Consider the following 25,985-nt stretch of genomic DNA (forward strand, 5'->3'; position numbering starts at 1 on the left):
TTGCTATGGTGCCTTGGCGATTTTTGTGGGGCGCAGCGGCCCCAGAGTTCTAGCCAAATTTCTGCATATATACAGTGAAAACTCCTACAACGGTCTTCCTATACTGCTGGCCCCCTTCGCCCTGCCGGGCGCTCTAGTCCGGCACATGGGCCGGCTCACAAGGCCGGCCTGGCAAGCCAACGCCACGCCTATCGGCATGGTCGCGGCTGCACGGAGGTCAAATCCAATAACAAAATGAGGTTGTATTGCTATGCCAGTCGGCAACCACTCTGCCCACGGCCAGGCCACTGAAGGCGGCCCGCTCAAGCGTGAACTGGGCGAACGGCACATCCGCCTGATGGCGCTGGGCGCCTGTATCGGTGTCGGTCTTTTCCTCGGTTCGGCCAAGGCGATCGAAATGGCCGGCCCGGCCATCATGTTGTCCTACATCATCGGTGGCCTGGCCATCCTGGTGATCATGCGCGCGCTTGGTGAAATGGCCGTGCACAACCCTGTCGCCGGCTCTTTCAGCCGTTATGCCCAGGATTACCTCGGCCCATTGGCGGGCTTCCTGACCGGCTGGAACTACTGGTTCCTGTGGCTGGTGACCTGTGTTGCCGAAATTACTGCAGTGGCCATCTACATGGGCATCTGGTTCCCCGACGTACCGCGCTGGATCTGGGCCCTGGCGGCGCTGGGCAGTATGGGCGCGGTCAACCTGGTGGCGGTGAAGGCTTTTGGTGAGTTCGAGTTCTGGTTCGCGCTGATCAAGATCGTCACCATCATCGCCATGGTTCTTGGCGGCATCGGCATCATTGCCTTCGGCTTTGGCAATGACGGTGTCGCAGTCGGTATCTCCAACCTGTGGAGCAACGGCGGGTTCATGCCCAATGGTGTGACTGGCGTGCTGATGTCGCTGCAGATGGTGATGTTCGCCTACCTGGGCGTGGAAATGATCGGCCTCACCGCAGGTGAAGCACGCAACCCGCAAAAGACCATTCCGCAGGCCATCGGCTCGGTGTTCTGGCGCATCCTGCTGTTCTACGTCGGTGCGTTGTTCGTGATCCTGTCGATTTATCCGTGGAACGAAATCGGCAGTCAGGGCAGCCCGTTCGTCATGACCTTCGAGCGTCTCGGCATCAAGACCGCCGCCGGCATCATCAACTTCGTGGTCATCACAGCGGCGCTTTCGTCGTGCAACGGCGGCATCTTCAGCACCGGGCGCATGCTCTATAGCCTGGCGCAGAATGGCCAGGCCCCGGCGGCCTTCGCCCGTACCTCGAAGAACGGCGTGCCACGCAATGCGCTGCTGCTGTCGATCGGCGCGTTGCTGTTGGGCGTGCTGGCCAACTACCTGGTGCCTGAAAAGGTCTTCGTCTGGGTAACCTCGATCGCCACCTTCGGTGCGATCTGGACCTGGGTGATGATCTTGCTGGCACAGCTGAAGTTCCGCGCCGGCCTTACCACTGCCGAGCGCAAGGCATTGAAGTACCGCATGTGGCTGTGGCCGCTGAGCTCGTATCTGGCGCTGGCCTTCCTGGTGCTGGTGGTCGGGCTGATGGCGTACTTCGAGGATACGCGTGTGGCCCTGTACATCGGCCCGGCGTTCCTGGTGCTGCTGACGGTGCTGTATTACACGCTCCGCCTGGCGCCGAAAGACGCACAAGGTGCGACGAGTACCGCCTCCTGATCTGACGTGGGGCCGCTTTGCGGCCCCTGCGTTCCGTCAGGCCGCCACTTCGCTGTGCGGCTCGAAACTGTCCGCCCGGGCCAGTTGCCACATCCGCGAATAGAACTGCCCGTTCACCTCGCCGGTCAGCAACTCACCTGGCTTCAAGAACACATGCATCTGCGAGAACAGCTTGATCTCGGTGGCCGAAATGCGCCGCACCAGGTGCTTGGCCTCCAGTTGAGCCGGGTGCTCCAGGCCTGCCGCCGCGAGCATTTCCGCCAAGGCACGCAACGTGTTGTGATGGAAGTTCAGCACCCGCTGGGCTTTGTCGGGCACCACCAGCGCACGCTGGCGCAGCGGATCTTGCGTGGCCACGCCGGTCGGGCACTTGTTGGTGTGGCAGCTTTGCGACTGGATGCAGCCGATGGCGAACATGAAGCCGCGTGCCGAGTTGGCCCAGTCGGCGCCAATGGCCAGCACGCTGGCGATGTCGAAGGCGCTGACAATCTTGCCGCTGGCGCCCAGCTTGATTTTGTCGCGCAGGTTCAGGCCGACCAGGGTGTTGTGCACGAACAGCAGGCCTTCACGCAGTGGCACCCCGATATGGTCGGTGAACTCCACAGGCGCTGCGCCGGTGCCGCCTTCCTTGCCATCGACGACGATGAAGTCGGGCAGGATGCCGGTTTCCAGCATGGCCTTGGCGATGCCCATGAATTCCCACGGGTGACCCAGGCAGAACTTGAAACCCACCGGCTTGCCGCCGGACAGTTCACGCAACTGGGCGATGAACTGCATCATTTCGATCGGTGTCGAGAAGGCGCTGTGGCGCGACGGGGAGATGCAATCCTCGCCCATCAGCACGCCACGGGTTTCGGCAATTTCCTGGGTAACCTTGTGTTTGGGCAATATGCCGCCGTGGCCGGGCTTGGCGCCCTGGCTCATCTTGATCTCGATCATGCGCACCTGAGGGCTGCGCGCCTGGGCGGCGAAGCGTTCGGGATCGAAGCGCCCATCCGGCGTGCGGCACCCGAAGTAGCCGCTGCCCAGTTCCCACACCAGGTCACCGCCGTGCTCGCGATGGTAAGGGCTGATGCTGCCCTCGCCGGTGTCGTGGTGGAAGTTGCCCAGCTTGGCGCCCTGATTGAGCGCACGGATGGCATTGGCACTGAGCGAGCCGAAACTCATGGCCGAAATGTTGAAGATCGAGGCCGAATACGGCTGGCTGCACTGCGGCCCACCAACGATAACGCGGAAGCTGGCCGGGTCGGCCAGCGGTGCCGGGCGCATCGAGTGGCCGATAAACTCGAAACCGGATTCATATACGTCGATCAGGGTGCCGAAAGGTTTGTCCGAGGCTTCGTTCTTCGCCCGGGCATACACCAGCGAGCGTTGGGCGCGGGAGAATGGCAGGGCATCGCTGTCGGACTCCAGCAGGTACTGGCGGATTTCCGGGCGAATGGCCTCGACCAGATAGCGGATGTTGCCAAGAACCGGGTAGTTGCGGCGTACGGCGTGGCGCTGCTGCAGCAGGTCGAACAGGCCGACCAGGCTGAGGATGCCAGTGGTCAGGGTGAACGGCCACAACCATTCGTGGTGGCTGAAGGGGATGCTCGCCAGAGTGAACAGCACACAGGCGGCGAAGAAGGCATAACGACTGAGAAGTGACAGGCTCATACAGGGTCCTTGCGATGGCTCGGTCAGGCTCAGGGCCTGGGGGCAAACCCCGACCATAGCCAAGTTGCCGGGCACTGCAAAATAAAATCGGGGTAGCGCAAATCATTCTCGACCCGAGCCAAATTGCCTGGGCGCAACGCCAACCGCTGTAGGAGCGGGTTTACCGGCGAAGGGTCGGGCCTGCCGGGCAATCTCCACCCGCCGTTCACCGTTGCCGCCGCTACCATATTTGCGGGTAAACCCGCTCCTACAGGGTGTCGCGCAGCAGTTTTTGCCGCCAGCTTTCCTGCTCCTGTGCGGACGCCTCGATCAGATACGCGTAACGCCCTGCCATCCGCACCGCCACCGGTATTCCGTCGCGATACAGAAGCCGGTTGCCAATCACTGCCGGCACTTTCGCCCCCGGCAGCAACGAGCCGATCAGGTTCAGCGGGTCACTGGCGCTCACCACCTGCAGCGTTCCGTCCGGTTCACGTCGTCTCACTTGCCGCAGCAATACTACCGCCTCCGGCAAGGCGAACTGTTCACCGGCCAGCCCGGCAATGAAGCGCCCGCCCCTGATTTCGCCACGTGCTTCCAATCGGTGGTAGCAGCGCAGCAGCTCACGCCAGGGCGGCAGTACATCACTCTCGCGCGCCAACAGGCGCCAACAGATCACGCCATAGCGGCGCAGCAGCGTGCGGGCAATGTGCTCCAGGCGCTGGTCGTGCTCCGGTGGCGCAACGCTGCGGCGCAGCAGTGACCAGCGCCCGGCATGTGCCATGCTGCTGGAAAGTGGCGGGTGGCCACGGCGGCTGTTACGTGAGCTGCGCTTGGTTGCAGGCGTGATAAGGCTGCGCAAGCCAGTGAAGCTGTCCGCCCCGACCAGGCCTGAGCCCACTAGCTCCTGCAGTGCAGTTTCCAGTTCACTGGGCAGCAGATGTGCTTCATGTGCCAGTTCATCGAAGAACAGCGCCCCCAGGGTTTTCAGCGCTTCGTGCACACGTTGCGCACGTAGGCCAAGGGCGTCGACAGCAGGTGCGGGCGCCAGACTGCGCCACGTGTTCAACTGCTCCCGCGGCAGCAGCACCAGTGGGGTACTGGTCAACGTGCTGCTCGCCACTGTTGCCGCCAGCCGGCTCCAGGCAAACTGCCCGCTTCGGCAGGCTTCATCGAGCCAGTGCGGACTGTAGTCTTTGATACGCGCCGGCAGCAGTTCCGCCTCCCAGGCTGCTGCGGCGCTGGGGAACCCTTGTAACTGGACCAGCACTTCGGCCACCGCCTGCGGACCACGCAGGCGCTCGTCAGGCGCCAGGTGCTGCCAATCGAACAGAAAGCGCATGAAGTCTTGCAGGCTGACCGGTTCGATCTCGCGGCGCAGGCGTTTGACCGTGTAGCGGTGGATGCGTGCCAGCAAGTGGCGTTCGCACCATTGCAAGTCAGTTGTACCTGGGCTGAAATGCCCGCGCAGCACATAGCCTTCGGCTTCCAGGCGGGCCAGAGCCTGCTCGATATCGGTTACCGGTTTGCCCAATGGCGCAGCGATTTGCGCCAGGGTCTGCGGGCCATGGCCGCTCAGGCGGGCGCGCAGCAGTTCGCTCAGTGCGTTGTCGGGTTCGATGGGCTGGTCGAAGCCAGCGAGCCGTTCGAACGCTGGCTCCATGTGCGCTGTGGGGTACAGTGCCAGCAGCAGGCTCAGGCGTTCGCGGGCCAACCAGAGCTTGTCATCGGGCAGACGCAAGGCACGCCCGGCCTTGGCCAGCTGCCTTAGCAGCAAATCCCAGCAGGGATTGGCATCTACCTCGACCTGACCGATGGCACCCAGGCTCATCAATGCTTCGTGCATTTCGTCGGGATTGGCCGGCTGTGGCCAGGCCTCGGCCGCGACGGCAGCAATGGCATCAGCGTCCAGTGCGCCCAGGTCGTCGCTACTGTGCACGTCGTTCCAGCGCCGGTTGAGTACCGCCTGGGTACGTCGTTCTTCCAGTGGTGCATCGTCCAGAAAGGCATAAGGCCGGGCGTTGAGAATCGCTGATGCCAGCGGCGAGGGGGCGGGCAAGTCCCTGCACAGCAAGCGCACTGCGCCGCTTTCCATGCGCCGCAGCAGGGCCAGCCAGCCTTCGCTGTCCATTGCTTCGTGCAGGCAGTCGTCGAGGGTTTGCTCGACCAGCGGGTGGTCGGGAATCTGCCGCTCGCCGACGATGTTCTCCAGGCAGGCGATCTGGTCGGGAAACACAGCGGCAATCAGGTCTTCGCTTTTCATGCGCTGGATTTGTGGTGCCACCTTGCGTCCGCCCACAAAGCGCGGCAGTGCCATGGCCACGCCTGCGTTCCAGCGCCAGCGCACGCCGAACAGCGGTGCATCGAGCAGGGCCTGGATGAGGATCGGCTCGGCGCTGCGGCTGTTCAGGTAACGCCACACTTCGTCCAGCTCGAAACTGTGGCTGGTCGACAGTGACAACACGATGGCGTCCTCGCTGGCGGCAGCCTGCAGCTCGAAGTTGAAGGTGCGGCAGAAGCGTTTGCGCAGGGCCAGGCCCCAGGCGCGGTTGATACGGCTGCCGTAGGGCGAATGAATGATCAGTTGGGTCCCGCCGGACTCATCGAAAAAGCGTTCCATCACCAGCGTATCCTGCGAGGGCAGGGCGCCAAGCACTTCACGGGTGCGGGCCAGGTAGTCGAGTAACTGGCCTGCACTGGCTTCGTCCAGTTCGAAGGTCGCCTGCAACCAGGCCAGTACCTCGACCGTGTCGCCGCCTGCCTGCGCCAGTTGCTGGTCTATTCGCGCCTGCAATCGGGCTACGGCGGCAGACAGCTCGTCACTGCGCCCCGGCGCTTCACCCAGCCAGAACGGAATGGTCGGCGGCAGGCCGTGAGCATCCTCTACCCGCACCCGGCCCGGCTCTACGCGCAGAATGCGATACGAGGCGTTGCCCAGCTGGAAAATATCGCCGGCAATGCTTTCCACGGCAAAGTCTTCATTGACGCTGCCAATGTTCAGCGCCTGCGGTTCCAGTAACACGGCGTAGTCAGCGTTGTCGGGGATGGTGCCGCCGCTGGTCAGCGCAGTCAGTTGGCTGCCACGTCGGCCACGCAGCGTGCCGGTCACTGCGTCACGGTGCAAGTAGGCACTGCGCACACCCTGGCGGCCGTTGTAGCCCTCGGCGAGCATGCGCAGCAGGGCCTGGTAATGGTGCTGATCGAGCTCGGCGTAAGGTGTAGCCTGGCGTAGGCAATCCAGCAGAGCCTGTTCGTGCCAGGCCTGGTTGCTGGCTTCTGCGACGATCTGCTGGGCCAGTACATCCAGTGGCGCCCGGGGGATGTGCAGTTCGTCCAGTTCGCCCTGGCGAACGCAGTCAAGCAGGGCAACGCATTCGATCAGGTCATCGCGTGAGGTGGGGAACAGGCGCCCCTTTGGCACACCATCGACCTGGTGCCCAGCGCGGCCTACCCGTTGCAGGAAGGCGGCAATCGAGCCCGGCGAGGCGATCTGGCAAACCAGGTCGACATCGCCGATATCAATGCCAAGCTCCAGCGATGCGGTTGCTACCAGCACCTGGAGCTTGCCGCTCTTGAGCCGCTGCTCCGCATCCAGGCGCAGCTCCTTGGACAGGCTGCCGTGGTGCGCGGCAACCGCCTCTTTACCCAGACGGTCGCTGAGGTGGCGGGTGATACGCTCGGCCAGGCGCCGGGTGTTGACGAATACCAGCGTGGTGCGGTGTTCACGGGCCAGGGTGGCCAAACGATCGTACACGAGGCCCCAGACGTCGGTAGCCATCACTGCCCCCAGCGGTACTGGCGGCACTTCGATAGCCAGATCGCGCTGGCGCGCATGGCCGACATCGACGATGGCGCAGGCACGCCCGCTCCCGACCAGAAACTGTGCCACACGCTCTACCGGCCGTTGCGTGGCGGACAGGCCTATACGCCGCAGTGGCCTTTTGCACAAGGCTTGCAGTCGTTCCAAGGTCAGTGCCAGGTGGGCGCCGCGCTTGTTGCCGGCCAGGGCGTGGATTTCATCGACGATCACGGTGTGCACGTTGGCCAGGCCTTCACGGCCAGAAGCGGAGCCCATCAGCACGTAAAGCGATTCGGGGGTCGTCACCAGAATGTGCGGGGCCAGCTTGCGCATGGCGGCACGTTCCTTTTGCGGTGTGTCGCCCGTGCGCACGGCCGTAGTGATACGTGGGGCGTTCAGGCCTTGGTCGGCGATGGCTTGGCTGATGCCTTCGAGTGGGGCCTGCAGGTTAAGACGGATGTCATTGGACAGGGCCTTCAGAGGTGAAATATAGATCACTAGAGTCTGTGCGGGCAGCTCGCCCTGGTGCTTCATGCCTTCGCGCAGCAGTTCGTCGAGCACGGCCAGAAAAGCGCTCAGGGTCTTGCCTGATCCGGTCGGCGCGGCCAGCAGCATGGATTGCCCGGCGTGGATCAATGGCCAGGCCTGGGCCTGGGCATCGGTTACCGTGGCGAAGTAGCGGCGGAACCAGGTGCTGACGGCAGGATGGAACAGCTCGAGCACCGGGTGGTGTTTGGCGGGCAGGTTCATGTGTTGTTTATGGAGGGTGTGCAACGGGTTGGCAAGGGGCCGCTCGTCTGTCAGGCCGGCACAGGAATGACCGGCCTTGTCAGGCCAATGACCCCATGGGATCCTCGCGAGTCAATTTTTTCAGCGAGCTCACCCATGCCCAACATCATCCGCATCGCCGCCGCCCTGCTGATCGACCCTCAGGGCCGCACCCTGCTGGTGCGCAAGCGTGGCACCGAGGCGTTCATGCAGCCAGGCGGCAAGATCGATGCCGGTGAAACGCCGGTACAGGCGCTGGTGCGCGAGTTGCACGAGGAACTGGGCCTGCGCATCGACCCGGCTCAGGCCATGCACCTGGGCCAGTTCAGTGCCCCCGCCGCCAACGAGCCCGGCTTCGAAGTGCAAGCCGAACTGTTCCGTGTCGACAGCGCCGCTGCCGTGGTGCCGGCCGCAGAGATCGAGGAGGTGGTCTGGCTGGCTGCAGATCAGGCGCCCGTCATGCAACTGGCCCCCCTGACCCGCGACTTGATCCTGCCGCTGTATCGCCAGGCGCTCAACGCACCGCGCTGACACCGTCGAGGGTGGCGAACGAGGTGTCCTTGGCCGTCAGCAAAAAGTCGCGCATATATGGGGCATCGAGCATGTCGGTGCGTACGGCGGCATAAAGCGTGGCAAACAGGCCTTTCTCGCCCAGGCGTTTGCCCTTCACATAGCCGCGCGAGCTGTACTCGTGCAGCGCCCAATGCGGCATGCCGCATACGCCACGGCCGCTGGCCACCAGTTGCATCATCATCACCGTCAGCTCCGAGGTGCGCACGGCAGCTGGCTCTATATCGGCCGGCTCCAGGAAGCGGGTGAAGATGTCCAGGCGATCGCGCTCCACCGGGTAGGTGATCAGCGTCTGGTCGAGCAAGTCTTGCGGCACGATGTAAGGCTTGCTGGCCAGCGGGTGCTGGTTGGCCACTGCCAGCATCGCCTCGTAGGTGAACAGCGGCACATAAGTGATGCCTGCCAGGTCCACCGGGTCGGAGGTAACCACCAGGTCAAGGTCGCCGCGGGCCAGGGCCGGCAGCGGGGCGAAGGCAAAGCCGGAGGCCAGGTCCAGTTCCACTTCCGGCCAGGCATCGCGGAACTGGTCGATGGTCGGCATCAGCCACTGGAAGCAGCTGTGGCATTCGATAGCCATGTGCAGGCGCCCGGCAGTGCCGCCGGCCAGGCGTGCGATGTCACGTTCGGCACCGCGCAGCAACGGCAGGGTGGCATCGGCCAGTTGCAGCAGACGCAGCCCGGCGCTGGTGAAGCGGATCGGCTTGGTCTTGCGCACGAAAATCGGGAGGCCCAGGCGCTCTTCCAGCTCCTTGAACTGGTGCGACAATGCCGACTGGGTCAGGTGCAGGCGTTCGGCGGCCTCCACCAGGCTGTCGGCTTCGCGCAGGGCATGAAGGGTTTTCAGGTGACGGATCTCCAGCACAGATGACTCCGGGGTGTGGAATTGAAGAAACAGGGAATGAGTTGAGTTTCCCTCATGATGCGGCATCTGTCGACTGGGCGATCGTCGCACCGTCTGGCGGAAGTCATGAAACTGTCACCGAACTGTGGCAGCGCGCCCGAACAGAATTCATCAGACTCGCGCTCTACTGGGGATCTGCATTCTGGTGTTTCTTTCATGCGGGCTTTTTGGCTTTTTCTTTTCTTCCTGCTGAGCGTACCGGCGAGTTCCGCCGAACAGCGCTGTGACGCCCATGTGCCGGTGCAGCGTGCCGAACTGGGTGCCGTCAGCCTGGTGTACCAGAGCGTCGGTGCGCCACGCGACCCGGCCTTGCTGCTGGTCATGGGCCTGGGCGGGCAGCTGATTCATTGGCCGGACGACGTGGTCGAGGCATTGTGCCGACAAGGTTTTCGGGTGATCCGCTATGACAACCGCGATGTCGGCCTGTCACGCTGGAACCAGGTGCCACCGCACGCCAACCTGACGCTCGAACTGTTGCGTTACAAGCTGGGCCTGCCTGTGTCGGCGCCCTATACGCTGACTGATATGGCCGATGACGGCTTGCGCCTGATGGACGCGTTGGGCGTGCGTCAGTTTCATGTATTGGGGGTGAGCATGGGCGGCATGATTGCTCAGCATCTGGCGGCGATGGCGCCCGAGCGTGTGCGCAGCCTGACGCTGATCATGTCCAGTTCAGGGGCTGCGGGTTTGCCGGCACCGGATCCGGCGTTGGTGCAGTTGCTGGCCCGGCGCAGCGCGCCGAACCGCGCAGTGGCTATCGAGCAGCAGGCCGACCTGCTGGCGGCTTTGGGCAGCCCGGAAGTACACGACGACCGTGACGTGTTGCTGCATCAGGCGGCGGAGGCCTACGACCGGGCGTTCAACCCGGACGGAGCCAAGCGCCAGATCATGGCGATACTGGCCGAGCCGAGTCGCGTGGAGTTGCTCAACCAGTTGCGAGTGCCGACCCTGGTGGTGCACGGTACGGCTGATCCGTTATTGCCGGTGATGCATGGCGTGCACCTGGCGGCGCATATTCAGGGTAGCCAATTGCGCTTGATCCCGGGGCTGGCGCACCGTTTTCAAGAGCCGTTCAAGGCGCCGCTGCTGGGGGCGGTGTTGCCTTATTTGCAGGCGCATAGGCAAGCGGTCACGCACATCGCTGGGCTCTGAATTTGCGCTGGCTGCTTCGCGGGCTTGCCCGCTCTCACAGGTGCTGCACCGATCTCAGGCTTTCCAGTTTGGGTTCAAGTCAGCCGAGGCCGTATTTTTTCACTTTGTCGAACAGCGTGGTCTTGGCCATGCCCAGCTCCTGGCTGGCCTGGCTCAGGTTGCCGCCAGTGCGTTGCAGGGCATCAGTGAGCAGGTTGCGTTCGAATGCTTCCACCGCCTCGGCAAAAAGCAGGCCTTGGTTGGCACCACCGCTGGGGCCTTTCTTGAACGCTGGCAGGCCGAGGGCATAGCGTTCGGCCACGTTACGCAACTCGCGCACGTTGCCCGGCCAGTCATGGGCCATCAGGCGCGACAGGGTCTGGCTGTCCAGTGTCGGTGTTTCGCGGTCGAAGCGCAGGGCCGACTGCTGCAGGAAATGTTCGAACAACTGCAGAATGTCTTCACGGCGCTCACGCAGCGGCGGCAGCTCCAGGGTTACCACGTTCAGCCGGTAATACAGGTCACTGCGGAACTGGCCGCTCTGGCCCAAGGCATCGAGGTCGGCCTTTGTCGCGGCGATCACCCGGCAATCCACCGGGACGCTCTGGTTCGAGCCCAGTCGCTCCAGAGTGCGCTCCTGCAGTACGCGCAGCAGCTTGATCTGCAGGTTGATCGGCATGCTCTCCACTTCATCGAGGAACAGCGTGCCGCCATTGGCGTGTTCGATCTTGCCGATGCGGCGTTTGCCGGCACCGGTGAAGGCGTTGGCCTCGTGGCCGAATATCTCGCTTTCAAACAGGTTTTCCGGCAGGCCGCCACAGTTCAGCGCCACGAACGGGTGGCTCTGGCGGCGGCTGAAGTCGTGCAGGCAGCGTGCGACCAGCTCTTTGCCGGTGCCGGTCTCGCCTTCGATCAGCACGTTGGCTGAGGTGTCGGCGACGTTGGCGATCAGTTCGCGCAAGTGCTCCATGGCCGGTGAGCGACCAATGATGCGTCCCTCCAGGCTGCTCTGTTCGGCCAGCTGGCGGCGCAGGGCCACCACTTCGCGTGACAGCCCGCGCTGTTCCAGCGCGCGGCGTACCACGTCGACCAGGCGCTCGGGGGAGAACGGTTTTTCCATGAAGTCATAGGCGCCGTTACGCATGGCGCCTACGGCCATGTCGATATCGCCATGACCAGTGATCAGCACCACTGGCAGGCTGCGGTCACGGGCCTTGAGGCGATTGAGCAGCTCCAGGCCATCAATACCCGGCAGACGGATATCGCTGACGACAATGCCGGCGAAATCGTCGCCGATGCGTTCCAGCGCCTGTTCGGCGCTGCCTACGCCCTCGCAGGCGATATCCTCCAGGGCCAGCGCCTGCTGGCAGCCGAGCAGCACATGCGGGTCGTCTTCGACGATCAGGACGGTAAGAGGCGCTTGGTTCATGGATGCTCTGCCGATTCGCTAGGGGGTGAAACCAGAGGCAGGGCCAGGACAAAGGCCGTGCCGCCGGTGGCGGGATGCTCGACGTTGAGGCTTCCCTTGGCGGCGGCGGCAAGGCTCGCCGACAGGGTCAGGCCCAGGCCCAGGCCATGCTCGCCCGGTTTGGTGGTAAAGAAGGGTTCGAACAGGTGCTTGCGCGCCTCGGCGTCGATGCCATGGCCATTGTCGCGCACCTGCAAACGGTACTTGTCGCCCTGCAACTCGCCTTCCAGCCACAGCTCAGGCTGCGGTTGCGCGGCCATGGCGTCAAGGGCATTCCCGATCAGGTTGACCAGAATCTGCTCCAGGCGGGTCTGGTCGATGGCCAGTTGCTGGTCCTCGAACTGGTGGTGCAATTTCAGGTGACAGGCACTGATGCGGTTGGCCAACACTTGCAGGGTGGCCTCCACCGCCTTGGCCAGTGAAGCCTGGCCGCTGTCATCGCCGCGCCGGGCAAATGAGCGCAGGCTGGCGGTGATGCGGCCCATGCGGTCGATCAGGTCATTCATGGTGCGCAGGTTGGTACTGGCGGTCTCCAGCGCCCCGCGCTCGAGGAAGCGCACAGTATTGCCAGACAAGGTGCGCAACGCGGCCAGTGGCTGGTTCAGCTCGTGGGCAATGCTGGTGGACATTTGCCCGATGGCGGCCAGCTTGCCCGCCTGCACCAGCTCATCCTGGGCGTGGCGCAAGGTTTGCTCGGCATGCCGGCGCTCGCGAATCTGGCCCTTCAGGCGTTCGTTGCTGGCGCGCAGGTCGGCGGTGCGTTCGGCAATCCGCCGCTCCAGCTGGCTGTTGGCTTCTTCAAGGGCTTCGCGGGCCGCCAGGCGGGTGGCGATCACCTTGCGCCGCTCGTTCCAGGCAATGCCGAGGATCGCCAGCAAGGCAAAGGCCACGCCCACCAGGATGCCCTGCACCATGGATTCGCGACGCAGGTCTTGCAGTGGGGTCAGCAGGGTGAAATGCCAGGGCGTGTCCACCAGGCGCCTGGTTTGCGCCAGGTAGGCCACTTCGTGCGGTTTGCCATGAGCGGTTTCGGTGTTGGCGGGGAAGGTCAGTTTTTCCACACCGTCGGCCAGGGTCTCCCGGGCCAGAGGCTGCAGTTCGTTCAGCGGCCACCAGTAGTACTGCAGGCTTCGCGCCAGGCGCTCCTTGATTTGCGGGGTCAGCGGGCGCACCGACTTAAGGCGCCGGGCCGGGTCACTGGAGAGGATGATGATGCCATTTTCGTCGCTGACGAACGCTTCCAGGCGGGCGCGCTGCCAGCGCTCCTCGAGGGTGTCCAGGCGCACTTTGATCACTGCAACGCCTATGATCTTGCCGTGCTCCTCAAGCCCGTGGGCCAGGTAATAGCCGGCCTCGCCAGTGGTACTGCCGATGCCGTAGAACCGCCCGGGTTCGCCGCGCACGGCTGTCTGGAAGTAGGCGCGGAACGACAGGTCTTCACCCAGGAACGAGTCGGCATCGCGCCAGTTGCTGGTGGCCTGCACCCGGCCATTGGTGTCGAGGACGAAGATGGCCCGACTGCGGCTGCGACGGTTCAGGCCTTCAAGGTATTCGTTGACCGTCTGGCGTGAGCCGCCGTCCGGGTCGGTGAGCAGGTGCGAGACGCTGTCTTCCAGTTCCAGCAGGCTCGGCAAGTAGGTGTACTTGCTGATTTCGCTTTCGACCGTACGTGCGTGCAGCTCCAGCTGGCGTTCGCCGTTTTCGCTGAGGGTGCGGATACCATTGCTCTCGCTGATCAGGTAGCCAGCCATTCCCAGGCCGACCATCAGCAGGATGATCAGTGGCGGTAACAGCAATTGACGGATCAGGCGGGAATTCACGGCAGGCTTGGCAGGGCGAAGTAGCGAGGGGTCGCATTTCATCACAGTGGCCTTGTAACGACCCGCTTCCGCTGCCTGGTGGGTGCCTGGCAGCGGAAGCTGTGGCCGGGTCAGTGCTGCAGGATCTTGCTGAGGAAGTGCTGGGTGCGCTGGTCGCGGGCGCTCTGGTCACCGAAGAACTCTTCCTTGGTGCAGTCTTCGATGATGCTGCCCTTGTCCATGAAGATAACCCGGTTGGCGACTTTGCGGGCAAAGCCCATCTCGTGGGTTACGCACATCATGGTCATGCCTTCCTGGGCCAGTTGCACCATCACGTCCAGCACCTCGCTGACCATTTCAGGGTCCAGTGCCGAGGTGGGCTCGTCGAACAGCATGACGATCGGGTCCATCGCCAGGGCGCGGGCGATTGCCACGCGCTGCTGCTGGCCACCGGAGAGCTGGCCAGGGTGCTTCTTGGCATGGGCACTGAGGCCTACACGGTCGAGCAGGGCCAGGCCCTTCTTGGTGGCTTCCGCCTCGCTGCGGCCCAGCACCTTGCGCTGGGCAATGGTCAGGTTTTCGGTGATGGTCAGGTGCGGGAACAGCTCGAAGTGCTGGAACACCATGCCCACCCGCGAGCGCAGTTTGGGCAGGTTGGTCTTCGGGTCGGCAATCGAGGTGCCGTCAACCACGATGTCGCCCTTCTGGAACGGCTCCAGCGCGTTGACGCACTTGATCAGGGTGGACTTGCCCGAGCCCGACGGGCCACAGACCACCACTACTTCACCTTTCTTGACCTCGGTGCTGCAGTCGGTCAGTACCTGGAAGTCGCCGTACCACTTGTTGACGTTCTTGATGGAAATCATACGGTGATCCTTTTTTGCAGGCGCTTGACCAGCCACGAAGCGGAGAAGCTGATGATGAAGTAGACGACGCCGGCGAAGATCAGGAACTCATGGGAGCGCCCGATGATGTCGCCGTTGGAGCGAGCCGAGTTGAGGAAGTCGACCAGGCCCACGGTATACACCAGCGAGGTGTCCTGGAACAAAATGATGCTCTGCTGCAGCAGCAGCGGGGTCATCTTGCGGAAGGCCTGAGGCAGGATGATCAGGCGCATGGTCTGCGCGTAGTTCATGCCCAGCGCTTGTGCGGCGCCCATCTGGCCCTTGGAGATCGACTGCACGCCGGCGCGGACGATTTCGCAGAAGTACGCGGCCTCGAACATCATGAAGGCGACCACGCAGGAGGTGAAGGCACCCACCGGGGTATCTTCGCCGGTGATCCAGCGCAGCACGAACGGTACCGCCAGGTAGAACCAGGTGATCACCAGCAGCAGCGGGATCGAGCGGAAGTAGTTGACGTAGGCACCGGCCAGGTTCGACAGCAGTTTGCTCGACGACAGGCGCATCAGGGCCAGTATGGTGCCCAGCACGATACCGCCGATGACTCCCATGACCATCAGCTTGAGGGTCATGACCATGCCGTCCCAGAGGGCTGGCAGGGCGGGGATGATTTCGCTGAAATCCATTTCCATTTACTTGCCCCCCACGGAGATCAGGCCAGGCACGGCGACTTTCTTCTCGATCATGCGCATGAGCAACATCAGGCCCATGTTCAGGGTGAAGTAGATCAGCGTGGCCAGGGTGAACGCCTCGAACAGGTTGGCGGAAAACTCAGCGGTCTGTTTGGTCTGCGCCAGCAGCTCCATCAGGCCGATGAGCGACGCCACCGAGGAGTTCTTGAACACGTTGAGGAACTCGGAGGTGAGCGGCGGAATGATGATCCGGTAGGCCTGCGGCAGCAGCACATTGTTGTAGATTTGCGGGAGGCTGAAGCCCATGGCGCGGGCGGCAGCTTCCTGGCCTTTGGGCAGTGCCTGAATACCGGTACGCACTTGCTCACAGACGCGTGCGGCGGTGAACAGGCCCAGGCAGATGACCACGCTGATCAGTGCCGAAGTGGTCGGGTTGAGATCCTGCTTGAACCATTCCTGCAAGCCTTCTGGCAGCAGGTCGGGTACCAGGAAGTACCAGATGAACAATTGCACCAGCAGCGGTACGTTGCGGAACAGTTCCACGTAGGCGGTGGCGATACCCGATACCAGGCGGTTCGGCACGGTACGCATGACGCCGAGGAGTGACCCCAGCAGCAGCGCGATGATCCAGGCGGTGATGGCGATGGCGATGGTCCAGCCCAGGCCGGTGATGTACCAGTCCAGATAGGTTTCGCTGCCCACGCCGGTGGACTTGAAGAACACGCCCCAGTCCCAGTTGTAATTCATCGGGATTTCCCCTCAGACGGTTGTTTCACGGGCACCTTCGAGCATCCGGGGGCGCAGGGCGCCCACGGATGAAAGGTTAGACACTAATGAGTGGCCTGCAGAATTGATTCGTGCTTGTGAGCACCAGGCCACTATTTGCTGAGGATCAGGACTTCTTCTCGTCCGCAGCCTTGTCGGTTGGCTCGGCGATCAGTTTTTTCAGCTCGTCGCTCATCTGGAAGTTGAGGTTCAGACCTTTAGGCGGGATCGGCTGCATGAACCACTTGTCGTAGCTCTTGTTGACTTCGCCCGACTTGAAGTAGGCAATGATCGCGTCGTCGACCGCTTTCTTGAACGCAGCGTCTTCCTTGCGCACCATGCAGCCGTAGATTTCATACGACTGTGGCGTACCGGTGATGACCCAGTCGGATGGCTTGCGCGCCTTGGCCATTTCACCGGCGAGCAGGGCGTCGTCCATCATGAAGGCCACGGCGCGGCCGCTTTCGAGCATGTTGAAGGCTTCACCGTGGTCCTTGGCGGAAATCACGTTCATCTTCATCTGCTTGTCGGCGTTCATCGCCTTGAGGATGCGCTCGGAGGTGGTACCGGCGGTGGTCACCACGTTCTTGCCGGCCAGGTCCGGGAAGTCTTTGTATGCAGGCTGACCGTCCTTGACCTTGGTCAACAGGCGGGTACCGACTTCGAAGATGCCGACCGAGAAGCCGACCTGTTGTTGGCGCTCGACGTTGTTGGTGGTGGAGCCGCACTCCAGGTCGACGGTGCCGTTCTGCACCAGCGGAATACGGGTTTGCGAGGTGACCAGGTTGTAACGGACCTTGATGTCCGTGCCCAGTTGCTTCTTCAGCGCGTCGACGACGGCCAGCTGGATGTCATGCGAGTAACCGACGGGCTCAGGTTTGCCGGCCAGGTAGGAAAATGGAATTGAGGAGTCGCGGTGCCCCAGGGTGATGGTGCCCGATTCCTTGATCTTCTTCAGGGTGCCGGTGAGCTCCTCGGCCATGGCCGGCGAAGCGATGACTGCAGCCGCGATGGCTGCGCCCAGCAATTGACGAACGATACGCATCAAATTTTCCTCGACGTGTTTGTTTTTTTTATGGAGCCGTTGGCGGACTCTTCGTTCAACGAATACAGCAAGAAGCGGGTGCATTCGGCTACCAAGTGTAGAGCATGACTCGTGCCAAGCCCTGCTGTCGACCTTAAACCGCTTGTATTGCTCGCGCTTGACAGTCTCTACATCTCTCCGGGGTTCGCCAGGCCGAATAAATAGCGTTTGCTCGTTCGGTTATCCGAACGCGTGGGCTGCCGCACATTCAGGTATCGCGTGTGGTAACTATGCAGTGCGCGGCAAGGGCGCAGACGTAGTGTGCTCTGCTCTTTGCCTGGAGAGTTCCACAGATGTCACCGCACCGGCCCCCGAACGATTCCATCGATAGCCTGATTGCCCAAAACTTGCCTGGATGGCTAGTCGACCACGCGCAACCGGAAAGGCTCGATGCGTTACGTAATGCCCTGCGTCGGCAGGCGCACTGCAATGCTCGGCTTGGCCCGATCCTCCAGGCCATCCCTTCCTTGCAGGCCTACGCGGCAGAGTTGCTCAAAACGAAGCTGCGCAAGAGCGGCATCAGCAACCCGGACGTGACGGGCTGGAAGGTACGGGTCTCGCAGCGGCTGGTGCTGCCCAGCGCTTCGCCTGCGCTGCTGCGGCCCACCTATGTTCGCCGCTCCAGGCGGTCATTGCTGGAGGCGGCGCTGCATAACTATCATCGCAGGGAGACGCGCCCCGGGCTGATGCGCAAAGGTGAACTGGTCGATGGCAACGGTAACCGGCTGCCGATGAGCTTCCACGCGTTTGCCTCCGCATGTCGCGAGGTCGACGCAGGTGGCAAGTACCAGGCGTTGCTCACGCACCACCTACAGCCTGAAGATGGCCCGGAGGATGAGCCGGGCCAGGCCGTTTCCCGCTTGCACGGGCTGTTCGAAGCGAGTTTCAAGGCACATTTCGAGGTGGCGATGCGGGTCGCCGCGTTGAAGCAGGACATTGACGAGCGCACATATTTTTTTCTGTTGCCGCTTGTTGCCGAAAAGCCGGTAGTGCCTGCGCTGGTTGGCACTGTGGTTCCCCGACAGTTGTACCTATTGGGCCGCCCGGTTCAAGGCGTGCTGACGCTGGAAGTGCGTCCGTCAGCTGATGGCGCAGTGGAGTCGGTGGTGCTCTGGATACCCGATGACCCTCATCAGCCCGTCTCCCGTCATGCCAGCTGGGACGCACTCGACAACTACCTCGGTAAGCGCTTTTGTGCGCCGGACTATCGGCGCTTTTTCGCGCGCTTCATTACCGAGCGTGAGCGCATCAATTTCTATCGGGTATTGAACGAACGGGTCGCGCAGGCATCGGCAGCCGGGGTGGAACTCGACGCCCGTTCTGCACCGGTCACGGACGCACCGTTCGTACACCTGCGCCGGCAACACCTTGCCAAGATCAGGGATGACGCCAAGGTGCTCGCCGTACCCACCGATGTCGAAGATGACGAAGACCGCGAAGCGCGCATGCAGGGCTACAAAGAGCTGGGCATGAATTTGCTGAACGTGGCGGGCGCCTTCGTGCCTGTGCTTGGCGAAGTGCTGCTGGTGGCAAACGCGGTTCAGATTGCTGACGAAGTGTATGAAGGGTATGAAGATTGGCGCATGGGTGATCGCGAAGGGGCGTTGAACCACCTGTTCAATGTTGCCGAGAACGTCGTGCTCGGCGGGATGATCGCAGCCGGCAGCAAAGTGGCCGTGCGTGCCCTTGAGCGGCTGGCCTTCGTGGATGACTTGGTACCGGTGTGCGACTCCGCAGGCAAGGTCAAGCTCATGGCCACGGATCTACCCGGTTACGATGCCGAACCTTTGCGTGGTGCTGGCGCACAGGAATGGTTATGGCACCTCGATGAGGGCTGTTATCGAGTGTTGGAGGATCCGCAGGATGGTCGCTCCAGGATCCTGCACCCTGGTCGTGCCAGTGCCTATCGGCCTGTGATCGAGCAGAATGGCGCCGGCGGCTGGCGCCATGAACTGGAAGCTCCCCAATACTGGGAAGGGCGGGCCAATCTGGTGCGCCGCCTGAGTACGCCCCTGGCAGAACTACCGGAAGCGACATGCGACTACCTACTCCAGGTGACAGGGCTGAGTGAGGCGCAGGTTCGCCGTTTGCACGTCGAGCACATGGGCGCACCTGCACGGTTGCTCGATGCCCTGGAGCTTTATCAGGCACATGAATTGCACCCGGACTTCAGCGCGCCGCGACTGGCGCAGTACGTTGCTGATCGGCAAGTGCAGCCCAATGGCATCGAGCGGATATTGCGGCGCACTTTCCCGGGCCTGTCGGCTCGTTGTACCCGTGAGCTGCTTCAGCAATGCAGCGGTGCGCAGCTCGATACGCTCAGCACCGCGCAGCGGATCCCTTTGGCAGTGGCCGAGCGCGCACGATGGTCACTGCGCGAAAGCCGTCTGGACAGGGCCTGTGCCGGCTTGCGCCTGCCGCGTTGCGTCAATCCCGATACCGAACGCCTGGCTTTGGGCTTGCTCGAGCGTCAGCTGAAATGGCCGGACACCCTGCGCATCGAACTGCGCGAAGGTAGCCCGAGTGGCCGGTATCTGGCCGGTATCGGCGCTGAGTCTGCGCAGGATGTACGGTGTATCGTGCGCCGCGGTGATGGCTACCGCTATGCCGGTCAAGGCACATCCGGCCCCTACCTGGCGGCGCTGCTGTCTGCGCTGGACGAGACGCAGACAGCCGATCTCGGCGATGCCGCTGTCAGTCCAGGTGCCCTGGGCTCGTTGTTGATCGAGGCCGCTGCCGGTGATCGTACCCAAGCGGCTGAGCTCTGTGGCATGCCCCGTCTGGGCGTTGGCCTGCGGCCCCCGACCCGTTTTGGGGACGGGCGTATCGGGTATGCCTTGAGTGGGCGAGGGGAGAGCAGTCGGCGTGCCATAGGGCGTGGTATCCACCAAGTGTTTCCGACAATGACAGACGGGGAGCTACAAGCCTATCTGCTTGACCTAATGGAGCGGCGAGTAGGGTTGTGGGAGCACTACAGCCAGCTCACGGGACAGTTGGCACGCCTGCGTCAGAGCCTGCGCCAATGGCGCAGGGATGCCAGTAACCCACTGGACGCGCTGCGCCGCCGTCGGGTCGCTACTGCCGTTCGGCGAAGCTGGCGGCGCAAGATAACCGACGAGGCCGGGGACTACGCGCTTATCATCAGCGGAGAGCGTATCGGTAGTCTGCCCGAATTACCGGAGGGGGTGAGCTTTGATCATGTGCGACGGCTGATCCTCAGTGACCTGCGCCTTGGTGAAATCAATGGGGACTTCCTTCGACGTTTTCCCAACCTGATTGAGCTCGACCTGTCCGGCAATCGCCTGACTGCGATCCCTCACGGCATTGAACATATGCCCCGCCTGCGGCAGCTAAACCTGCGCCGCAACAGCGTGATCATGGATGAGGCCGGTGAGTTGCGTCTTGCCGGGATGAGCGCGCTGCGGTACCTCGACCTCAGCCACAACCCGCTGGGAAGGGCGCCGGTACTGACGCGCCTGGGCAATTTGCGTGAAGTCAACTTGCGCTCTGCTGGCCTTGAGGCGTTGCCTGAGCGGATTTCATTTCGTGCCCACATAGACTTGCGAAACAACAACATTCGCACGCTGCGCCGAGAGTTGCAGCAGCTGCGCCTGCAGGTGCATCAGTTGTCCTTGCACGATAATCCACTTGGCGAAGCTGACGCATTGCTGCTCGATGAGGCTCGAAGTGTGACCCCGGGGCAGTGGGGGTCAGCGTCCGCACGCCATCGCGCCATTGACAGTGACCTTTTCAATACCTGGGCCAACAGTACAGCCGGCGCTGAACGTGATCGCCAGCAGGCCATATGGACAGCCCTGCTTGAGGAACCGCAATCAGATGGAATGTTCCGCTTTCTGGCAGACTTCGTCCATGGTGAGGACTTTGAACAGCACCCTGGGCATTACCGCAGCCGAATCTGGCGAATTCTTGAAACGTGTGAGCAGCACGAGCAGTTGCGTCATCAGTTGTTTCTAGAGGCATCTGGTCCACGCAGTTGTGAAGACCGCCTGCTGCTGTTGCTGGAGCAGATGGAGCTTGGGGTTCTGGTGCTGCGCGCCGTCGAAGACGCGCATGGCAGTCGGATGGAAGCCCGTTTGCTAAGCCTGGCGCGTGGTTTGTTTCGCCTGGACGAGGTCGACCGTCACGCGACTTTACACGTTCAACGCATGCATGCCGAGCACGCCCCTCATATCGATGAAATCGAGACACGGCTTTTTTACCGACAGCGGCTTGCGCGTCCCTTGGGCTTGCCGATCGAGCTCGACGAAATGCATTACCCAGGTTTTGCAAACGTAACCACCAGCGATGTGCTGCGGGTCCAGGACGCGGTTTTGCAAACTGAGACGACGGATGCCCTGATAGCCTCGTTGGCACAGCGGCCTTTCTGGGAGCAATACGCGCGAGAGTTTCATGCGCAGCGATTTGAAGAACTGGTACAGCCACTGCACCAGCGCATGGAAGCCCTGCAGGCTCAGGTAGATGAGCAAGTGATCAACGAAAGCGAGTTTCTGCAACGCTGTGAAGCACTGAAAACTGATTACGATCGCAGCGAGCGGGCATTGCTGGCGCGGTTGGCGCGTGAAGCCTATGAGCGCTGGGCGAATACGCCCCCTTGACGAATCAAGAGGGCTTCACCGTCGGTATCAGGCTGCGCGGCTATTTGTGCGCACCTTGCGGGCTTGCTGCAGATACGCCCCCAGGGCCATCTGCTCCTGCGCGGTCAGCGACAGGCCCAGCTTGGTGCGACGCCAGATAATGTCAGCGGTTTGCTCTGCCCATTCCTCCTCCAGCAGGTAGTCCACCTCGCGGGTGAACAGCCCGGCGCCGATAGCCTGCCCGAGGTCTTCGGGGCCGTGAACGCCATCAAGCAGCCGCCACACGCGGCTGCCGTAGGTGAGCACCCAGCGTTTGGCCAGGTCAACAGGCAACCAGCCGCAACGTGCCAGTACGGCATCGATCAGCGCCTGTACCGTTGTCATGCCCTCTGCGCCCGGCAGTGGCGCACTGGCAGTCCAGGCGCCGCGCATCTGGGTGAAGAAGGGCTTGAGTTCGGCCATGGCCGATTCGGCCAGCTTGCGGTAGGTGGTGAGCTTGCCGCCGAACACAGACAGTAACGGTGCCTGGCCTTCGTCCGCCGAAAGGGCGAGTGTGTAGTCCCGGGTCACTGCCGAAGGGTTGTCCGATTCATCGTTGCACAGCGGTCGAACGCCGGAGTAGGTATGCAGGATGTCGGCTGGGCTCAGTTGATGGTTGAAGTGCTCGTTGACCACCTTCAACAAGTAGTGTGTTTCCTGCTCGGTAATGGCGACCGCGGCCGGGTCGCCGCTGTATTCCCGATCAGTGGTGCCGATCAGGGTAAAGCGGTCCAGATACGGGATGCAGAAGACGATGCGCTGGTCTTCGTTCTGCAGAATGTAGGCATGTTCACCTTCATACAGGCGCGGCACGATAAGGTGGCTGCCCTGGATCAGGCGGATGCCGTAAGGCGCCTCGAGCTTGAGGTCGTCCTTGATGAAGCTGGCCACCCACGGGCCGGCGGCGTTGACCAGTGCGCGGGCATGGATCGTCTGGAGGGTGCCATCGGCGTGCTGCAGTTCTACCTGCCACAAGCCCTTTACACGTTCGGCGCGCAAGCAGCGGGTGCGGGTGTGGATAAGTGCGCCTAGCTCACGTGCCGCCATGGCGTTGAGTACCACCAGGCGGGCGTCATCGACAGCGCAGTCGGCGTATTCGAAGCCGCGGGTGATTGCTGGCTTAAGCGGGTATCCCGGGCCGAAGCGCAGGCTACGCGAGGCGCCCAGACGCTTGCGCTTGCCCAGGTGGTCGTAGAGGAACAGGCCGGCGCGGATCATCCAGGCAGGGCGCAGGTGCGGGCGGTGCGGAAGCACGAAGCGCATAGGTTTGACGATGTGCGGCGCCTTGGCCAGCAGCACTTCGCGTTCAGCCAATGCCTCGCGTACGAGGCGAAATTCGTAGTGCTCCAGGTAGCGCAAGCCACCGTGAATCAGTTTGCTGCTGGCTGACGACGTGTGTTGGGCCAGGTCGTCCTTTTCGCAAAGGAAGACCTTCAAGCCGCGACCAGCGGCGTCGGCAGCGATGCCCACGCCATTGATGCCACCGCCGATCACGGCAAGGTCATAACAGTCGGCTGTTGGGGGCTGGGACGAAACTGGCTGGGACACGGGCAAGGCCTCCTGGGGCTGTTCACATCGAATATGAACATTGATGTTCGTTTGCGAAAATATTAGCGCAACAGAAAGCCGGTCGCCAGTCAGTCTCTATAGAAAAAACTGATCAAATGACAATGAAGTGAACATTTACGAAAATTTAGGGGCGGCCAGGGTTCTGGGCGCGCGCGCTGTCTCAGGCATAACTGGCCCGAAAACGATGCAGGCGCGAGCCTCGCTCGCGATGCGCCGCGCGGGCCGCATTTGATCTCACGGCCGCCACATATCTGGCTGTATGCACCCGCCAGCCCTCAAACCACCTCAAGCCTGATCTTGTTCTGGTTCAACAATTGGGTAAGGGTTGGGGTCGGTGTCTGGTCGGTCACCAGGCAGTCGACCAGGTCGATCGAGCCCAGACGCACCATGGCATTGCGCCCGAATTTGCTGGAATCGGCCGCGAGGATCACTTGTCGGGCATTGGCAATGATGGCTTGCGACACCCGCACTTCCTGATAGTCAAAATCGAGCAGGCTGCCATCCTCGTCGATACCGCTGATGCCCACCAGGGCGAAGTCGACCTTGAACTGGTTGATGAAATCGACACTGGCCTGGCCGACTACACCACCATCTCGGCGCACCGTGCCACCCGCCACCAGCACTTCGAAATCGTCCTTGGCGGCCAGGATCGCAGCCACGTGCAAGTTGTTGGTGATGACTTTCAGGTGGCTGTGGTTGAGCAGTGCCCGGGCAATCGACTCGGTGGTGGTGCCGATGTTGATGAACAGCGAGGCATGGTCGGGAATCTGTCGGGCCACGGCGTCGGCAATGCGCTGTTTTTCGTCGCGCATCTGGTCGGCACGCATGGCGTAGGCGGTATTTTCGATGCTTGAATCGTAAGCCGCACCGCCGTGGTAGCGGCGTAGCAGGTTGAGCTCGGCAAGCTGGTTGATGTCGCGCCGGATAGTCTGGGGAGTGACAACGAATAGCTGCGCCATTTCCTCGATACTGACATAGCCGCGTTCGCGCACCAGTTCGAGGATTTGTTGTTGGCGGGGGGGCAGATTCATGGGCGGTCCTTTGGGGCTGCCGGACAAATTCTGCAATGATGCCGTAGGAAAGGGATGACGGCCAGTGGACGATGGGGGCCGTATGGCGGCCCCCACAGGTATCATGCCTCGTGATCTTCCCAGTCACGGGTACGCTTGACTGCTTTCTTCCAGCCGGCATACAGCTTTTCTTTCTGCGTTTCGTCCAACTGCGGGCTGAACTCGCGCTCGATGATCGCCTTGTCGCGCAGCTCGTCCAGGCCACTCCAGAAGCCACAGGCCAGGCCAGCCAGATAGGCGGCGCCCAGTGCCGTGGTTTCGCGCATTTGCGGCCGCTCCACGCAGGTGCCGAGGATGTCGGCCTGGAACTGCATGAGGAAGTTGTTGGCCACTGCACCACCGTCCACACGCAGTTCGGACAAGCGCTGGCCACAGTCCTGCTGCATGGCGTCGAGGACATCGCGGGTCTGGTAGGCGATGGACTCCAGTGCGGCGCGGATGATGTGGTCCACCTTCACGCCACGTGTCAGGCCGAACAACGCACCGCGGGCATACGGGTCCCAGTATGGGGCGCCCAGGCCGGTAAAGGCTGGTACCAGGTACACGCCGTTGCTGTCCTTGACCTTGCTGGCGAAGTACTCGGTATCCAGGGCGTCGTTGACGATCTTCAGTTCGTCACGCAGCCATTGCACGGTAGAGCCACCATTGAATACCGCGCCTTCCAGTGCATAGGCCACCTCACCACGCGGGCCGCAGGCAATGGTAGTGAGCAGGCCGTGGGACGACTTCACCGCCTGGTCACCCGTGTTCATCAACAGGAAGCAGCCAGTGCCGTAGGTATTCTTGGCCTGGCCCGGCTCCACGCACATCTGGCCGAACAGTGCCGATTGCTGGTCGCCGGCGATACCGGCGATGGCTATGCCGCTCTTGGTGTGGCCATACACTTCAGAAGAGGGGCGCACCTCAGGCAACATTTGCCGTGGGATGCCCAGGATTTCCAGCAGCTTGTCGTCCCACTGCAGGCTGTGGATGTTGAACATCAGCGTGCGCGAGGCGTTGGTGTAGTCGGTGACGTGAACCTTGCCACCGGTAAATTTCCAGATCAGCCAGGTGTCGATGGTGCCGAACAGCAGTTCACCACGCTCGGCGCGCTCACGGGCGCCGTCGACATTGTCGAGGATCCACTTCAGCTTGGTGCCGGAGAAATACGGGTCGGTGACCAGGCCGGTGGTTTCACGAATGTAGCCTTCATGGCCGTCACGCTTGAGCTGGGCACAGATCTCGGTGCTGCGGCGGCATTGCCAGACAATGGCGTTGTACACCGGGCGCCCGGTTTCCTTGTCCCACACCACAGTGGTTTCGCGCTGGTTGGTAATGCCCAGTGCGGCGACCTGAGCGTGGCTGATGCCTGCCTGGGCCAGGGCCTCGACCATGGTCGCGCTTTGTGTGGCGAAAATCTCCATCGGGTCATGTTCGACCCAACCCGCCTGTGGGTAGTGCTGTGCGAACTCGCGCTGGGAGGTACCCACAACATTGGCGTCACGGTCGAAAATGATCGCCCGCGAACTGGTGGTGCCCTGGTCCAGGGCGATGATGTAGTTCTTATCCTGGGTGTCTGTCATGGTCGTAGGCCTTGCAAGAATAGAGGG

At 62.3% G+C, this 25,985-nt stretch carries 16 protein-coding genes; 4 read left to right on the plus strand and 12 right to left on the minus strand.

The features are described 5' to 3' along the window. The first annotated feature begins 250 nt into the window (after window positions 1-250). Window positions 251-1,669: an amino acid permease gene (locus QCL51_RS05115; RefSeq protein ID WP_021781949.1), complete on the plus strand. Its 1,419-nt coding sequence runs from the start codon at window positions 251-253 to the stop codon at window positions 1,667-1,669. Between the two features lie 36 nt (window positions 1,670-1,705). Here QCL51_RS05115 and QCL51_RS05120 read toward each other — a convergent pair whose 3' ends face one another. Both QCL51_RS05120 and QCL51_RS05125 read right to left on the minus strand, forming a co-directional pair. Further along, the gene (locus QCL51_RS05120; RefSeq protein WP_028697979.1) at window positions 1,706-3,325 is read right to left on the minus strand and encodes an FMN-binding glutamate synthase family protein; all 1,620 of its coding nucleotides are present in this window, start codon (window positions 3,323-3,325) and stop codon (window positions 1,706-1,708) included. Window positions 3,326-3,572: 247 nt separating this feature from the next. After that, the gene (locus tag QCL51_RS05125; protein ID WP_103443563.1) at window positions 3,573-7,853 is read right to left on the minus strand and encodes a DEAD/DEAH box helicase; all 4,281 of its coding nucleotides are present in this window, start codon (window positions 7,851-7,853) and stop codon (window positions 3,573-3,575) included. Window positions 7,854-7,988: 135 nt separating this feature from the next. Between QCL51_RS05125 and QCL51_RS05130 the strand changes: the two genes are divergently transcribed. Then, window positions 7,989-8,402: an NUDIX domain-containing protein gene (locus QCL51_RS05130; protein ID WP_021781952.1), complete on the plus strand. Its 414-nt coding sequence runs from the start codon at window positions 7,989-7,991 to the stop codon at window positions 8,400-8,402. On the opposite strand, the gene metR is transcribed toward QCL51_RS05130, so the two are convergent. Next, a complete protein-coding gene (metR, locus tag QCL51_RS05135; RefSeq protein ID WP_021781953.1) occupies window positions 8,386-9,303 on the minus strand; it encodes a transcriptional regulator MetR in 918 nt (305 codons plus the stop codon). The two genes, QCL51_RS05130 and metR, sit on opposite strands and share 17 nt — an antisense overlap. Window positions 9,304-9,498: 195 nt before the next feature. Between metR and QCL51_RS05140 the strand changes: the two genes are divergently transcribed. After that, a complete protein-coding gene (locus QCL51_RS05140; RefSeq protein WP_021781954.1) occupies window positions 9,499-10,494 on the plus strand; it encodes an alpha/beta hydrolase in 996 nt (331 codons plus the stop codon). Between the two features lie 79 nt (window positions 10,495-10,573). Here QCL51_RS05140 and QCL51_RS05145 read toward each other — a convergent pair whose 3' ends face one another. The 6 genes from QCL51_RS05145 to QCL51_RS05170 form a co-directional block, all read right to left on the minus strand. Then, window positions 10,574-11,902 carry a sigma-54 dependent transcriptional regulator gene (locus QCL51_RS05145; protein WP_338444623.1) on the minus strand — a complete coding sequence of 443 codons (1,329 nt, stop codon included), beginning with the start codon at window positions 11,900-11,902 and terminating at the stop codon, window positions 10,574-10,576. Beyond that, window positions 11,899-13,803: an ATP-binding protein gene (locus QCL51_RS05150; RefSeq protein WP_021781955.1), complete on the minus strand. Its 1,905-nt coding sequence runs from the start codon at window positions 13,801-13,803 to the stop codon at window positions 11,899-11,901. The genes QCL51_RS05145 and QCL51_RS05150 overlap by 4 nt, the downstream gene beginning before the upstream one ends. A 68-nt stretch (window positions 13,804-13,871) precedes the next feature. Continuing rightward, window positions 13,872-14,606 (minus strand): amino acid ABC transporter ATP-binding protein, encoded by a 735-nt coding sequence (locus QCL51_RS05155; RefSeq protein ID WP_021781956.1) that lies wholly within the window; start codon window positions 14,604-14,606, stop codon window positions 13,872-13,874. Next, a complete protein-coding gene (locus QCL51_RS05160; RefSeq protein ID WP_021781957.1) occupies window positions 14,603-15,274 on the minus strand; it encodes an ABC transporter permease subunit in 672 nt (223 codons plus the stop codon). Before QCL51_RS05160 ends, QCL51_RS05155 begins: the two co-directional genes overlap by 4 nt. Continuing rightward, window positions 15,275-16,021, minus strand: coding sequence for an amino acid ABC transporter permease (locus tag QCL51_RS05165; RefSeq protein WP_021781958.1), 747 nt, complete (start codon window positions 16,019-16,021; stop codon window positions 15,275-15,277). Window positions 16,022-16,166: 145 nt separating this feature from the next. Continuing rightward, entirely contained in the window at window positions 16,167-17,084 is a 918-nt protein-coding gene (locus tag QCL51_RS05170) for a glutamate/aspartate ABC transporter substrate-binding protein (RefSeq protein ID WP_338444624.1), read from the minus strand. A 332-nt stretch (window positions 17,085-17,416) separates the two neighbouring features. Between QCL51_RS05170 and QCL51_RS05175 the strand changes: the two genes are divergently transcribed. Further along, window positions 17,417-21,739 (plus strand): NEL-type E3 ubiquitin ligase domain-containing protein, encoded by a 4,323-nt coding sequence (locus QCL51_RS05175; protein WP_338444625.1) that lies wholly within the window; start codon window positions 17,417-17,419, stop codon window positions 21,737-21,739. Window positions 21,740-21,766: 27 nt separating this feature from the next. Here QCL51_RS05175 and glpD read toward each other — a convergent pair whose 3' ends face one another. The 3 genes from glpD to glpK all read right to left on the minus strand — a co-directional run bounded on the left by glpD (window position 21,767) and on the right by glpK (window position 25,958). Next, window positions 21,767-23,305, minus strand: a complete 1,539-nt coding sequence (glpD, locus tag QCL51_RS05180; protein WP_325950442.1) for a glycerol-3-phosphate dehydrogenase — start codon at window positions 23,303-23,305, stop codon at window positions 21,767-21,769. A gap of 296 nt (window positions 23,306-23,601) precedes the next feature. Continuing rightward, window positions 23,602-24,357, minus strand: coding sequence for a DNA-binding transcriptional repressor GlpR (glpR, locus tag QCL51_RS05185; RefSeq protein WP_021781962.1), 756 nt, complete (start codon window positions 24,355-24,357; stop codon window positions 23,602-23,604). A gap of 101 nt (window positions 24,358-24,458) precedes the next feature. Beyond that, the gene (gene glpK / locus QCL51_RS05190) at window positions 24,459-25,958 is read right to left on the minus strand and encodes a glycerol kinase GlpK (protein ID WP_021781963.1); all 1,500 of its coding nucleotides are present in this window, start codon (window positions 25,956-25,958) and stop codon (window positions 24,459-24,461) included. Between the last annotated feature and the right edge of the window lie 27 nt (window positions 25,959-25,985).

The sequence above is a fragment of the Pseudomonas sp. LTR0 genome, from assembly GCF_036630035.1.
GTDB lineage: Bacteria > Pseudomonadota > Gammaproteobacteria > Pseudomonadales > Pseudomonadaceae > Aquipseudomonas > Aquipseudomonas putida_Y.